The sequence below is a fragment of the Vibrio sp. SCSIO 43086 genome, assembly GCF_051132235.1.
GTDB classification, from domain to species: domain Bacteria; phylum Pseudomonadota; class Gammaproteobacteria; order Enterobacterales; family Vibrionaceae; genus Vibrio; species Vibrio diabolicus.
Window position 1 is genome coordinate 2505961 of sequence record NZ_CP072677.1, and the last position, 13890, is coordinate 2519850.

13 protein-coding genes are annotated in these 13890 nt (G+C 45.6%); 6 read left to right on the forward strand and 7 right to left on the reverse strand.

Annotated features, from left to right (window positions below; genetic code table 11):
* The first annotated feature begins 190 nt into the window (after positions 1-190).
* Positions 191-2635 (forward strand): acyl-CoA dehydrogenase FadE, encoded by a 2445-nt coding sequence (gene fadE / locus J8Z23_RS11930; protein WP_046875515.1) that lies wholly within the window; start codon positions 191-193, stop codon positions 2633-2635.
* Positions 2636-2845: 210 nt separating this feature from the next.
* On the forward strand, positions 2846-4621 hold the full coding sequence (locus tag J8Z23_RS11935) for a SulP family inorganic anion transporter (protein ID WP_046875514.1): 1776 nt from the start codon (positions 2846-2848) through the stop codon (positions 4619-4621).
* Between the two features lie 73 nt (positions 4622-4694).
* Here the strand turns inward: J8Z23_RS11935 and J8Z23_RS11940 are convergent, their stop codons facing one another.
* The 5 genes from J8Z23_RS11940 to dnaQ all read right to left on the reverse strand — a co-directional run bounded on the left by J8Z23_RS11940 (position 4695) and on the right by dnaQ (position 8377).
* Positions 4695-5105 carry a GNAT family N-acetyltransferase gene (locus J8Z23_RS11940; RefSeq protein WP_434633661.1) on the reverse strand — a complete coding sequence of 137 codons (411 nt, stop codon included), beginning with the start codon at positions 5103-5105 and terminating at the stop codon, positions 4695-4697.
* A gap of 83 nt (positions 5106-5188) precedes the next feature.
* Positions 5189-5581: a DUF1353 domain-containing protein gene (locus J8Z23_RS11945; RefSeq protein WP_434633664.1), complete on the reverse strand. Its 393-nt coding sequence runs from the start codon at positions 5579-5581 to the stop codon at positions 5189-5191.
* A 51-nt stretch (positions 5582-5632) separates the two neighbouring features.
* Positions 5633-6190, reverse strand: a complete 558-nt coding sequence (locus J8Z23_RS11950; RefSeq protein ID WP_203347016.1) for a hypothetical protein — start codon at positions 6188-6190, stop codon at positions 5633-5635.
* Positions 6191-6395: 205 nt separating this feature from the next.
* On the reverse strand, positions 6396-7646 hold the full coding sequence (locus J8Z23_RS11955) for a TIGR03503 family protein (RefSeq protein WP_434633668.1): 1251 nt from the start codon (positions 7644-7646) through the stop codon (positions 6396-6398).
* An 8-nt stretch (positions 7647-7654) separates the two neighbouring features.
* Positions 7655-8377 carry a DNA polymerase III subunit epsilon gene (gene dnaQ, locus J8Z23_RS11960; protein WP_434633671.1) on the reverse strand — a complete coding sequence of 241 codons (723 nt, stop codon included), beginning with the start codon at positions 8375-8377 and terminating at the stop codon, positions 7655-7657.
* 59 nt (positions 8378-8436) lie between these two features.
* Between dnaQ and rnhA the strand changes: the two genes are divergently transcribed.
* On the forward strand, positions 8437-8901 hold the full coding sequence (gene rnhA / locus J8Z23_RS11965) for a ribonuclease HI (protein ID WP_012841509.1): 465 nt from the start codon (positions 8437-8439) through the stop codon (positions 8899-8901).
* On the opposite strand, the gene J8Z23_RS11970 is transcribed toward rnhA, so the two are convergent.
* Entirely contained in the window at positions 8898-9644 is a 747-nt protein-coding gene (locus J8Z23_RS11970; RefSeq protein ID WP_434633673.1) for a class I SAM-dependent methyltransferase, read from the reverse strand. The genes rnhA and J8Z23_RS11970 overlap by 4 nt on opposite strands.
* Before the next feature lie 37 nt (positions 9645-9681).
* Between J8Z23_RS11970 and gloB the strand changes: the two genes are divergently transcribed.
* The 3 genes from gloB to J8Z23_RS11985 all read left to right on the forward strand — a co-directional run bounded on the left by gloB (position 9682) and on the right by J8Z23_RS11985 (position 12962).
* The gene (gene gloB / locus J8Z23_RS11975) at positions 9682-10440 is read left to right on the forward strand and encodes a hydroxyacylglutathione hydrolase (RefSeq protein ID WP_006741673.1); all 759 of its coding nucleotides are present in this window, start codon (positions 9682-9684) and stop codon (positions 10438-10440) included.
* Between the two features lie 255 nt (positions 10441-10695).
* Positions 10696-12279, forward strand: a complete 1584-nt coding sequence (locus tag J8Z23_RS11980) for a lytic transglycosylase (RefSeq protein ID WP_258614106.1) — start codon at positions 10696-10698, stop codon at positions 12277-12279.
* Positions 12276-12962: a YIP1 family protein gene (locus J8Z23_RS11985; protein WP_237308245.1), complete on the forward strand. Its 687-nt coding sequence runs from the start codon at positions 12276-12278 to the stop codon at positions 12960-12962. Before J8Z23_RS11980 ends, J8Z23_RS11985 begins: the two co-directional genes overlap by 4 nt.
* Before the next feature lies 1 nt (position 12963).
* Here J8Z23_RS11985 and J8Z23_RS11990 read toward each other — a convergent pair whose 3' ends face one another.
* On the reverse strand, positions 12964-13809 hold the full coding sequence (locus J8Z23_RS11990) for an endonuclease/exonuclease/phosphatase family protein (RefSeq protein WP_237308246.1): 846 nt from the start codon (positions 13807-13809) through the stop codon (positions 12964-12966).
* Between the last annotated feature and the right edge of the window lie 81 nt (positions 13810-13890).

The window sequence follows — 13890 nt, forward strand, 5'->3', positions numbered from 1 at the left end:
TTGTCAACTTGCTCATGAAACCATCACTCAAATCGCAACTTTAGAACTTTAACTCTACTTAGATCACTTTTTATCCAATCTTATGTTTTACATTTCCTTAATATTTTGATTACACTTAAACCAACTGGTTAGACCTCTTACCTAACATACAGACGTACAACACTTATAAAGTCTGAAAAGGAAAATACATATGGACATCTTGCTCTCAATCATCACGATGACGGTCGTGCTAGGCATTACGCTCTACCACCGCATGTCTCTCGTGAAATCTATTAGTTTACTCACAGCAGCTATGTTAGCGCTCACAGTAATAGGCGCGGTTGGCGTTACTGGTTGGGCTATTTACGTTCTTGCTGCCGCTGTATTCGCGGTTCCTGGCGTACGTCAGTCTTTGATAAGCCGCAAAGCATTAGCGCTTTTCAAGAAAGTGCTGCCAGCTATGTCTCAAACCGAAAAAGAAGCGTTAGACGCAGGTACCGTCTGGTGGGAAGCCGAGCTATTTAAAGGCAAACCAGAGTGGCAAAAGCTTCACGCAATTCAAGCACCTAAATTAAGTGCAGAAGAACAAGCCTTTTTAGACGGTCCAGTGAATGAAGTGTGTGCCATGGTGAGCGATTTCCAAGTGACTCACGAACTCGCGGACTTACCGCCAGAAGTATGGCAATACCTGAAAGATCACAAATTCTTCGCCATGATCATTAAGAAAAAGTACGGTGGTCTTGAGTTCTCAGCATACGCTCAATCACTAGTACTACAAAAACTAACGGGTGTTTCTGGCGTTCTATCGTCTACCGTTGGTGTTCCTAACTCTTTGGGTCCTGGTGAGCTACTGCAACACTACGGTACTGAAGATCAGAAAAACCATTACTTACCGCGCCTAGCTGAAGGTAAGGAAATCCCTTGTTTCGCTCTAACAAGTCCAGAAGCGGGCTCTGACGCTGGATCTATTCCAGATTACGGTGTGGTCTGTAAAGGCGAATGGGAAGGAAAAGAAGTACTGGGTATGCGCCTGACTTGGAACAAGCGCTACATCACCCTAGCGCCAGTCGCAACGGTACTAGGCTTAGCATTTAAACTTCGCGATCCTGAAGGTTTGCTAGGCGACAAAGAAGATCTTGGCATCACTTGTGCGCTTATCCCAACTGATGTCAAAGGTGTTGAGATTGGTAACCGACACTTCCCGCTCAATGTGCCATTCCAAAATGGTCCAACGCGCGGTAAAGACATCTTTGTTCCTATCGATTTCATTATCGGTGGTGAAAAAATGGCGGGCCAAGGTTGGCGTATGCTGGTTGAGTGTCTATCGGTTGGTCGTGGTATCACGCTACCTTCAAACTCAACAGGTGGCATCAAAACTGCCGCAATGGCCACAGGTGCTTACTCACGCATTCGTCGCCAGTTCAAACAGCCAATCGGCCACATGGAAGGGGTTGAAGAGCCATTAGCGCGTCTAGGTGGTAACGCCTACGTAATGGACGCGGCAAGCAACTTAACCGTGGCAGGTATCGACTTAGGTGAAAAGCCTTCGGTTATCTCAGCTATCGTGAAGTACCACTGTACGCACCGTGGACAACAAAGCATCATCGACGCAATGGACATCGTAGGCGGTAAAGGTATCTGTATGGGACCTTCTAACTTCCTAGCGCGTGGTTACCAAGGTGCGCCAATCGCGGTAACGGTTGAGGGTGCAAACATCCTAACTCGTTCAATGATCATCTTTGGTCAAGGTGCGATTCGCTGTCACCCTTACGTTCTTGAAGAAATGAACGCAGCGTACTCTGATGCCAGTGACTCTGTAGAGAAGTTTGATAAAGCGCTTGCTGGTCACGTGAGCTTTACAATGAGTAACCTCGTGCGCAGTATCTGGTTTGGTTTAAGTGACGGTTTAGGTTCTTCATCACCAACCAAAGATGCGACAAAACGTTACTACCAACAATTGAACCGTTACAGTGCAAACCTTGCTCTGTTATCGGATATCTCAATGGCAGTGCTAGGTGGCTCTTTGAAGCGTAAAGAGCGTCTATCAGCGCGTCTTGGTGACATTCTAAGCCAGCTATATTTGAGCTCTGCGACGTTGAAACGTTTTGAGCAAGATGGCCGCCCAGTCGAAGATTTACCATTAGTACACTGGGGTCTACAAGACAGTTTGAAACAAGCGGAAGTGGCGGTAGACGAATTCTTAGCAAACTTCCCGAACAAAGTGATTGGTCGTGCACTGCGCGTGTTAATCATGCCATTTGGTCGCGTACGCAAAGCACCAAGCGATAAACTAGACAGCAAAGTGGCGCGCATTCTACAAACGCCAAGTGCAACACGTTCACGCATTGGTCGAGGTCAGTACCTAGAGCCAACAGAACACAACGCAGCAGGTAAGATTGAGCTTGCGCTGTCAGTCATTCTTCAAGCAGAGCCAGTGTTCGACAAAGTATGTAAAGCGCAAGGCAAACGTCGTCCATTCCTACGTTTGGATATGATTGCTCAAGAAGGGCTAGAGCAAGGCTTTATCACGCAAGAAGAAGCCGACCTACTAAGAGAAGCTGAACAGCATCGTCTGGATACTATCAACGTTGATGACTTTGAGCCGGAATTGCTCGCAGCAAAGCCGCTATACCCTCAGATGGATAGCGTTGCCTAACTCTCTAATCTGAAACCATAAAACGGGAGTGACAACTCCCGTTTTTTATTGCTACCAGAATAGCCTTCATAACACCTCACACCACGAAGAACCTCTGCGCAAGCGCAATAAAATCCACGCACTCCGAACCTTCCCCCGATTTCCAGTGATAACTAACTCACAGACGTTCCAAGCAAGCGGTGTATACTTTTAAGTAACTCACTCACATATATGGTAAATCCGTTGGCTAAAATATTATTCGCACAGTGGTTCCCTGGGCTTGTTCAGCTTAAGCATTATCAAAAAGAATGGTTTGTTAACGACTTTAGAGCCGCCTTTTCTGTTGTCGCGGTTGCCCTGCCAGTTGCCATAGCTTATGCACAGCTAACCGGTGTATCTGCAATTGTCGGTCTGTACTCGTGTGTACTGCCAATGTTGGTATACGCCATGATGGGCACATCTCGACAACTCATTGTCGGACCTGATGCAGCAACCTGTGCAGTGATTGCCGCCGTTGTTACGCCGCTTGCCGCGGGTGATCCTACAAAACATTGGCAGTTAGTCATGACCATGACAGCGATGACTGGTATTTGGTGTGTACTGGCCAGTCGTTTCAAGTTAGGGGTGTTTGCAGACTTCCTTTCTCGCCCGATTCTTTTGGGTCTACTCAACGGTGTCGCTCTAACAATTATCGTTGGTCAGTTTGCCAAAGTGGTCGGTTTGAAATACGAACAACGTTATTTGCTGGAACGCTTATGGGAGGCTCCACAACGATTAACCGAGCTTCATTGGCCTACCGTAACTCTGAGTATCGTGACGGTTGTCGTTTATTTACTCACCAAACGCTACCGACCAACTTGGCCTGCTGCCATGCTGGCGATACTCGTGACTACCGCGTCAGTTTGGTTTTTCCATTTACAAGAGATGGGCGTATCCGTAGTTGGGCTCACTCAAGGTGGTTTCCCTCAGTTTCAAACGCCGGAGTTTGAGCTAGGTGAAGTTCGTGAGCTAGTGGTCCCGGCGCTCAACCTTGCGATTGTCAGCTTTGTTAGCATGATGCTCACCGCGCGCAGTTTCGCCGCTAAAAACGGTTATGATATTGATGCAAATAAAGAGTTTCAGGCGTTGGGCTTTGCCAACATTGCCTCAGCGTTTTCGCAAGGTTTCGCGATAAGCGGCGCTGACTCACGCACAGCGGTAAATGATGCAAATGGCGGTAAATCTCAATTAGTTTCGATTGTCGCCGCAATCACCATTGCCATTATTGCGGTATTTATTTATGAGCCTTTACAGTTTATTCCCATCGCATCACTTGGTGTCGTGTTGATCATCGCATCCTTGTCTCTGCTCGATCTCAAAGCCATTTGGAAATTAAAATCTCGTGACAAAGATGCGTTCTATCTAGCAATCATCACTTTTATTTCTGTTTTGATCGTAGGCGTAATACCGGGGATCACTTTGGCGGTACTGCTAGGGCTGTTTCAATTTTTACGTATTGTCATGCGACCGAGTGATCAGCTACTTGGCTTGGATGAAAAAGGCACCATTCGGACCATCGACGACTCAGGAAAAGCTTCGCCTATTCCAGGAATGGTGATTTACCGCTTTAACTCGCCGCTGACTTACTTCAACGCACCTTACTTTAAACGCCGAGTGTTAGAGCAAGTAGAACATCACAAAGACGCAAGTTGCGTTGTCATCGACGCCGTATCGAGCTTTACTCACTTGGATCTCAGTGTGATGGCAACACTGGCAGATATTCACAATACTTTAAAAAAGAGAGGCGTACGCTTAATCCTCGCAGGAAGGAAACGACGCTTACGTCAATGGTGTGAGCTTACTGGTATCAGCACCAGTGAAGGAGGCATCTTACTGCGAGCCGATATGTACCTTGCCATTAAACTTAGTGGCTGTTACATCAGTGCTGTGGGTGAGGGACAAATTCCTACTGTTCAAAAAGAGCCTGATTTAGAGCAGCCACCCAAACCAATTCCAGAAGTGGCTTAAGTAGAAATTTAATATAGAAAACAGGAAATTAAACTCCTGTTTTCTATTGCTTATTTGCACAGCTGAATACGTGTTACACCTTCGGCTTAAAATTTTTTGTCATCCCTTGGCTTTTAGGAGCCACCAGCCTATAACCAAGCTTTTCGTAAAAGACCGGTTCATCAGCAATCATAGAAACGTAAGAGCCTTCAAGTGCAACAGAAGAAAGATAACCGTCGATGTATTCCATGACTTTTCTACCTAAACCGTTACCTTGATAATCAGAATCAACGGCAACGTCGACAATTTCGAAGTTGCACGCCCCGTCACCAACAATCCGGCCCATTGCAATGAGCTTTCCTTCATCCCGGACAGATACGCCATATAACGAATTGGGTAGACCAATTTCAGCAGCTTTCAACGATTTGGGTGATAGCCCGGCTTTGACGCGCATATCACAGTATTCTTTCGGGCTTGGCACGTGCTCTTCATATCTTATTGTCATTATGTACGACTCCTTTGTATCACCTTGGAGCTTACATAACCAAACTGTATAAATAAACAGTTAAAATTGGAAAGATGTTCCCATTAAGCACACAAAGTATCGGGTCTAGAAAATAAGCCACCGACAACTCTGACGCCATAATAGATATAAGTCGCTCTGAAGCTGGACATTCCTTTTTCTAAACATGTTTCTCTCAGCAACATATCCGCATGCTTTCGAGCACTTTGTGGCAACACCTCTTCCCTCATGAGTTGGTAAAGAGCATCATGAACTAAAGAGGCTTTCATAATGTTTTTTGTGTCTAACGCCGGCCCACTCGCTCCATCCCATGCGTAGCCCTTTTTAATCGTTAACACGCCTTGTTTGGACAAACTAAGAAAAGGGCTGTCATACACCTGACTAACTGAAATGTGAGTCTCAATCTTTTCTTCAGAATGGAGAGTGTATTTATACTTCTGACGCTTTTTGTATTTCATAACCTAACCGCCTAACTAACTTGAGTGGGAGGAACGGGGATAACTCTCAAATTAGAGTTTCTCAGAGAGTTTTTTCAAGTAGGACTTTGCAAGATCATGGTTATCTCTGCTCAACCACTTAATACAATCAAAGAGTTCCCAAATCAGGCCTTGATCACCACTGGTATAAACTGGGAAATCTTCATGTTTTGGCGCAGGTTCATCAGTAACCATGCCAGCAGTCACATCAGCTTTATCAAATAAAACCTTAAATGGCTTAGAAAGTTTGAAAGGCTCACAGATATCTAAACAATGAATCTCCGCACTGGTTAGGTCATTAAAAATATATTTTTTGAAGCACGCATTTTCGTTGTGCTCTCCCTCAAGACGATAAAAAATGTCTTTATTTGCTTCAAAGTGGGTAAAGCAAGGCTCTGAGGCTTTATGGAAGTTGTTTTGAGTAAAGACAACAACATCAGCGTCCGAAATACGGTCACCTTTTCCTGATGACAATGAACCAAGCAATACCGCAGCAACAACGTCTTTTTCAGAATAAAAGGCATCATAAGCAGACTCAACCAAGGCCTTTTGTCGTGGTAGATGTTCTAGTTCTAACGCTCCAATTGTCATAACTCACTCCGTCGATACGCACTAAAATCAAGTCGAAACGTAAAGAGTATCATGCGAGCTTTATTATGATTAATCAACGTTAAATCATGGTGTTACTTTAAAATAAAATGATTAATGACCATGAGAAACATCAAATTCTGTCTCAAACTTAAACTGAAAAAAAAACGGAGCCGATTGGCTCCGTTTCTAGGTTTACGTGTTACTACTATTTCTTTGGCACCTCTAACTGCATCTCTGGCATGGCATCGCGCTTCGCTTTAATTTTGCGCCAGACTATCCATGCAATGATCACAATCAGCAGCATTATCACATTACCCACCGCGATAATAATCATGCTGCGCTTACGCTCAGCCTCCCGCTCAGCGATAATTTGCTTTTCCATTTCAATACGGCGCTGCTCGGCTAATTCAGCTTCTTTTGCAATTCGAGCGGCTTCTAGATCAACGTCATCAACAACACTGAAAGTTTGCTCTGGAATAGGAAACACCAGTGGACGTTGCGTCGCAAAATCAGTGGCAAAGATCTCGCCGCGCCATGCGTATTTACCAAGCTCAGCGTCGTTATTGAGGTTCAGCGTGGTTCTCATTCCATCTTTAGAAACCTGGCCTTGGCTGTAGCTAACAAAGCCATCGGGTGCATCTTGTTCCACCGTGACTGCGATTGAGCCTGGCGCGATCATACCTTGCTCACCACTCAGCACCAATTGGTGTGGTTTGTCAGGATTGCGCGCCTGAATAAAAGTACGAGAAATGGGGTTCGGATAAACCAAGATGACTTGCTCTTGCGCTCGTAAGAATACGCCATTACCAGAGGTGATTCGCGCACGGTACTTACCGGGCTCAACATCTATTGGTAGTTGGACAGTGAACACACCATCCCCTGCTTTTTCATCCAAGCCGCGGCCATCATCAGCAAACTCACCCACAACCATCGGCACTGGACGTGCTTCTTTGATCAACTCATCTTCATTTTCGACAAACTTGGTAAATGTCACGCGTAGATTCACGCGGTCAAGGAAGTCGCGCAGTACAAGAGGTTTGTCGTCGGAGGTTAGGCGAGCTGTAAACTTAAGCGCTTCCCCATTATATAACCGGTTTGGGAACACATCCGTGCTGAGCTTTAAGTGAGAAATTAAGCGGATGTTATTTTTAGGAGTGACTTTCCCCACAGCCTGCCATGGGCCTGGCATAGGGTTGTCAACGGAGATAATATCGAGTGAAGCTTCTTGGTACCAACGTACATTGTCGTAGGCGTCCCAAGCATAGTACTTTTTACCGTCAGGGCGGACTAAAACAACTGGCTGAGAACTTTGCTCACGATAAACTAAAAAAGTGATCTGCTCGATGGTTGGATCCACTCGAAAGCGATTGTCTAACAAAGACATAGCAGATTCACTCGATGCACTCGAGAGACTACTCCATATCGCTAAAAACGCGACCAACAAAGCCCTCAGCATAGCTTCTCCTATTGATGCCAAATACAGTCGTTCACCAACTCTAATCTTTTTTGGTGAGCTTCTAGTTCATCGGCACTTGCGCGCAAAACCTTTAGCGCTTTTCTTCCTTCAATACGACGAATGGTTTCTACCCCACCCTCTTGTTTATTCGTGTTAAATTCTAGACTCGTTTGACCACCCGTCATAAAGAGGTAAACGTCGGCTAGAATCTCCGCATCGAGCAAAGCTCCGTGGAGTGTACGGTGCGAGTTATCAATACCGTAGCGTTCACATAAGATATCAAGGTTGTTTCGCTTGCCAGGGAAGATTTTCTTCGCCATAGCAAGGGTATCGGTCACCTTGCAGTAGTCGTCCGTTTTGCCGATGTTGGGATCGAGCATGCCAAACTCGTAATCCATAAAGCCCGTATCGAAGGGTGCGTTGTGGGCAACAAGTTCTGCGCCTTTAATAAACTCAAGAAACTCTTGGTGCACGCTCGCGTATTCCGGTTTATCAACCAAGAATTCATCCGTAATACCGTGAACTTCAACCGCTTCTGGTTGGATTTCACGATCGGGTTTTAAATAAACGTGGAAGTGACGACCAGTCAGCTTACGGTTGATGATCTCCACGGCACCGATTTCAATAATGCGGTGTCCCATGTAGTGAGGACCACCCTCGCGGTTCATACCTGTGGTTTCGGTATCGAGAACGACAATGCGGTTATATTCAGAATTGCTGCTGGTATTCATAAGGTTATGTATGTCAGACTATGCTTTATTAAATGTTTCGGCTAATAGTACCAAAAAATATGACCAAACACGTTGAGATTTTCACTGACGGTTCTTGTTTAGGTAACCCAGGACCAGGTGGTTATGGCATTGTATTGCGTTACAAAGACGTAGAAAAGACGCTTTCCAAAGGCTACACGTTAACCACCAACAACCGCATGGAAATGTTGGCGGCTGTCGTCGCGCTGCAGACGTTAAAACAACCTTGCAAAGTCACTTTAACGACTGACAGTCAATATGTGCGCCAAGGTATTACTCAGTGGATCCATAACTGGAAGAAGCGTGGTTGGAAAACAGCGGATAAAAAACCCGTGAAGAATGCCGATTTATGGCAAGCTCTAGACAAAGAAACTGCACGCCATCAAGTTGAATGGCACTGGGTAAAAGGCCACGCGGGCCATCGTGAGAACGAAATTTGTGATGAGCTAGCCCGTACCGCCGCAGAAAACCCAACCGAGGAAGATACCGGTTACCAACCCTCTTAACGAGATTCTTTCCTCATAGTATTGCCCTCTCGATTCATCACCCCTAGTGGTGTGAGCTTTTTCTTCAAACGCCAATGCGGTTTGATAGGCTTGAGAGGGTATGTTCGTTTCCTTGCCACAATGTAATACAAACTCCCTGCAGGTGACGCCCAATCACCGAGACTGTTTTCCAACCATGTCCACATCGTACGGTAACGCTTCATCGGAAACAGCGCGTAACGATCGCAATGAATCACTTGATAATTAAGTAACCCTAACCAGTCGTTGATGCGGTTCGACGTAAACATTCGTCCACTCCAAGGCAAATTATGTTTACGCCATGGAAGCAAACTCGCTAATCCAGTCAAGCTTAGTGGGTTAAATCCAGTGATTATCAAATAACCATCATCCATCATCACTCTATCGACTTCCCGTAGCAAACGGTGTGGATCGCTTGCATAGTCGAGCTGATGAGCGAGTATCACAACATCAAAGCTTTTTTCCAAAAAGGGCAATTCGTAACCATCTGCAATCACATTATGCAACGGGTTCTGGATATCTACGTTGACTTGGTGTTGAATGTTAAAATTACAGCTGGTTAGCTCACAGCTCAACCCGCCCAGTTTGAGCATATGGTAACCGAAGAGTTTCGGACACCATTCATCAAGTCGGGTCTGGATTGACTCAAGCACCCACGGACCGTTGTTCATTGCTGACCAAGTCGACGGGTGTGGTATAGTTTTGTTGCTGAGTGCTGGTTTCATTAACCACCTGACTAAAATGGGTGACGGAGAACGAATCGTGTTAGAGATCAAAAGCATACCCGCATTTAATGATAATTACATCTGGCTGATACAAAATAGCGATAAGCGTTGCGCAGTCGTTGATCCGGGCGATGCGAAGCCAGTGTTAGAATACTTGCAGGCTAACGAATTAACTTTAGAAGCGATTTTAATTACGCACCACCACAACGATCACATTGGTGGCGTTCCAGACTTAGTGCGTGCCTTTCCTGAAGTCGCCGTTGTGGGCCCGAAATCTGAGCCAATTCCAACCCTAACCACCCCCATGGAAGAAGGCGACAAACTGGAGTTATTTGGCGAAATCTTTTTGGTGCTAGGTTTACCAGGCCATACCTTAGGTCATATCGGTTACGTTGGAGACGGAAAACTGTTTTGCGGTGACGTGTTGTTTTCCGCAGGCTGCGGTCGTATTTTTGAGGGTACGCCAGAGCAAATGTTTGAGTCACTAAACAAGCTAACGTCTCTACCAGAAGAAACTCAAGTCTTCTGCGCGCATGAATACACCGCGAGTAACGTGGCGTTTGCTTTAGCGGTTGAGCCTGATAATGAGCAGCTCCGTCAATATCGCGATGATGTAAACCGACTGCGAGCCCTAAACATTCCGACACTTCCAACAACAATACGCAAAGAAAAGTGGATTAATCCGTTCTTGCGAACCACCAATCCTGACGTGGTTCAATCTGTTGCTAGTCGTATTAAAAATAGCGATCCATGCTCGGTTTTTACTGCTTTGCGTGAGTGGAAGAACGAATTTTAACCATTTTCTGCTTGTAAGTTTGCAAGACCCCAGTATTATCAGGGGCTGATTTTTCGAGAAGCGCCACTGGCGCTTCTCTTACGTTTGGGGTTGATATAAATCTATTTGAATTTCTCCCCATTGCATAATTTAGAAGCTCTTTGCCTCTATTAATTAGTTAGTGTTTAAAAGATGTCTATTATCTTGCGACTGCCACGCACATTGTGTTGCGCGACAGGCAGGTGAAGATAAAAAGGCCCTAAATAGGCTGAATCCATGCGTTTGAAGTATACCTGGGCGTTGGCGTTGTTATTATCTGGCTGTCAATTGACTCAGTCAGACTCAACGTCTTCTACACCAGAAACCAATAAATCTGAGCAGACTGCAAAACAAAATGCAGCGAAGGCTCAACCGGGCAACACATCGTCTTTAGCAAAAAAATCCGCTAACGACGCGCCTAAAATTCTTTCCCCTCAGGAACAAGAAGATGTATGGCAACGTATCGCCATGCAACTTGAAATGGATATCCCAAACCATAAGAAAGTGGACTACTACCGTACGTGGTATCTAAAGCACCCGAATCACCTTTACACGGTGTCTAAGCGTGCGACTCCTTTTCTATACATGATCACAAAACGTATCGAAGAGCGTGGACTCCCAATGGAGCTTGCTTTGCTTCCTGTGGTGGAAAGCTCATTCGATGCCTTTGCCTACTCACACGGTAGCGCGGCTGGATTGTGGCAATTTGTCCCTGGCACCGGAAAGATGATGGGACTAGAGCAAAACTACTGGTATGACGGTCGCCGAGATGTGGCAGCAGCAACGGATGCCGCACTGGACTACCTTGTACAACTAAACGAGCGTTTTGATGGTAGCTGGGAGCATGCAATTGCCGCTTACAATAGTGGTGGTGGCCGTGTTTCTAGCGCAATTCGTAAGAATAAAAAGCTCGGTAAACCTATCGATTTCTTCTCATTGGACTTACCAAAAGAGACCAGCAGTTACGTACCTAAGCTGCTAGCCTTGGCTGACGTCATCGCAAACCAAGACAAGTACGGGCTTAATATTCCTGCGATTCCAAACAAGCCTGTTCTAACGCTTGTCGATCCGAAAGAACAGCTTGATCTAGCCATTGCTGCAGATTATGCCGGCATTGGTGTGAAAGAGTTACAAAGTTACAACCCTGCATACAACCAATGGTCGACTGCGCCTGAAGGTCCGCACCAACTTTTGATTCCGGTAGAGAAAAAAGAGACTTTTCTCACTAAGGTGGAGAAAAACCGTGGTAAAGGGATGAAGGTCGCTCGCTACAAGGTGAAGTCTGGTGACTCTTTAAGTGTGCTAGCTAATAAATACGGCACAACCACAAAAGTGATTCGACGTGCAAACGGCCTGTCGAATAACAATATTCGTATTGGTCAATACCTACTGATTCCGACGTCAACAAAAGACGATGCGAAATACGCACTAACGGCACAAAATCGATTAAGCAAGACTCAATCACGTGCTCGTGGACAACTCAAGCTCACTCATGTCGTTCAGTCTGGAGAAAGTTTGTGGTCAATCGCACGTGAAAATAAAGTGTCGTATAAATCGTTAGCAAAATGGAATGGCATGGGCCCTAAAGATCCATTGCGCGTTGGTCAAAAGCTCGTGATTTGGAAGGACTCAGACAAAGGTGCTGTGATTCGTACCGTTTTCTACAACGTTCGCTCTGGTGACACCATTAGCGGCATTGCAAGCAAGTTCAAAGTAAAAACAAACGACATCGTGAAATGGAACTCGCTACACAAGAAAAAATACTTACAACCAGGTCAAAAACTTAAGTTGTACGTTGACGTAACGAAGGTAAGTGTATGAACCCATCAAGCAACCCACTTGTGATGCTGTTGGACATTTTTCGTTCTCCAACATCTTGCTTTCTAGCACTTTACCAACGCGGCGGATGGGGATGGCAACCGTTCATCTTCTTGATGCTTAGTCCGTTTTTATTCTGGGGCGCTTACTTTTCGAATGTCGATTTCACGTGGCTCAGTGACCAACTTGCCGAGCAGTTTCAGCAAATCGACCCAAAGCAGATTGAGCTATTAGAGCCAAACACGCTAATGGCAAGTGCGATCATCAATGATGTATTCAACCGCTTTGCCACCTTACTGTTGCTTGCGCTTTGGTTCTTTCTTGCAACGAAGGCAAGCAAGCAACAATATGGTTACTGGAAGTGGTTTGCCGCGTCGTGTGCAATCTTATTCCCAGCAGTACTAGGCGATATAGCAAGCTACGCGAGCCTATTGCTCAAGCATGGCCAGGTGATGACTTACGCAGCAGATTTAAACAGCCTCAATGGTCTATTAAAACTGCCACTCACCAACGAGTGGTCGCATTTTGCCAGCTCACTACCACTACTGCTGCCTTGGTACATTGTACTGGGCTACGGTGTTGTGCTTACTTGGACTGAGTTTGAACGTGGGCAAGCCTTGGTGATTGCAAGCCTGCCATGGGTATTCTTCTACGTTATTTGGGCGCTTTATATTGTAGTGACCTAAGCTAGTCATCTAACGTAAATGACAGTAACAATGGGTTATGATCGGAAGCGTCGCTCTGCGGCGCTTTCGCGTATTTGAGGGTCAGTCCTCGGTAAAATACGTGATCCAACGGTAATCCCGTTATAAATTGGACTCGATGATCAGGCGAGAACGTCACTTCTTGCAAGTCCGCGGCTTTTAAGGTCTGTCGCATCGCATTAACGCGAGATTCACTCCAACTATTGAAGTCTCCAGCGAATAGGATCGGCCCTGTATGATGCTTTAAAAGCATTTCAAGAGCCGTTAACTGAGAGACATACTCTTGCGTGCCAACCGTGAAGTTAATTGCATGTACATTCACCACAGCGAGTCTCTCGCCATTGCTTAATTGATATTGGCTGTATAGTGCAGACTTGGGTAAACGCAGCCAAGGCTCTTTAGACGTATAAGCACAAGCTTTTTCTGGTTGCCCTTGAGCGATACTAATCACACCCGCACCGCTGCCCAGCGCCTTAAAGGCACTCACTTGGTTGCTGACCCAGTTGCCATCCACCAACCATTGCTTAAAAGATGGTGTCATGCTGGCTTCTTGCAATAACAGCAGCTGCTTATCAGCAGAGAATTCATTGAGTGCGCTTTGCCAATTATTCCGGTTCTGTTTGTAGATATTCCAGACAAGTACATTGATTTCACCGCCCTGATCCAGAGCTTTTGAGCCGCTAAATTCGATACACCTAATATCCTGCGTCAGCTCTGAACCTGTTTGAGTAATGATTTGCGGCTGATCTGGTACGGTGAAAATAACCTGGAAGCCGACCAATACCGCCATAATAAGAAAAGCTAACGCCAGAAAAAAACGCTTAAACATACGACAAACCTGAATATACGCACCCTAAAACTGGAACAACCAACCTCGGGTTATTTGATTTCACTGAAAGTAAAAAACAAA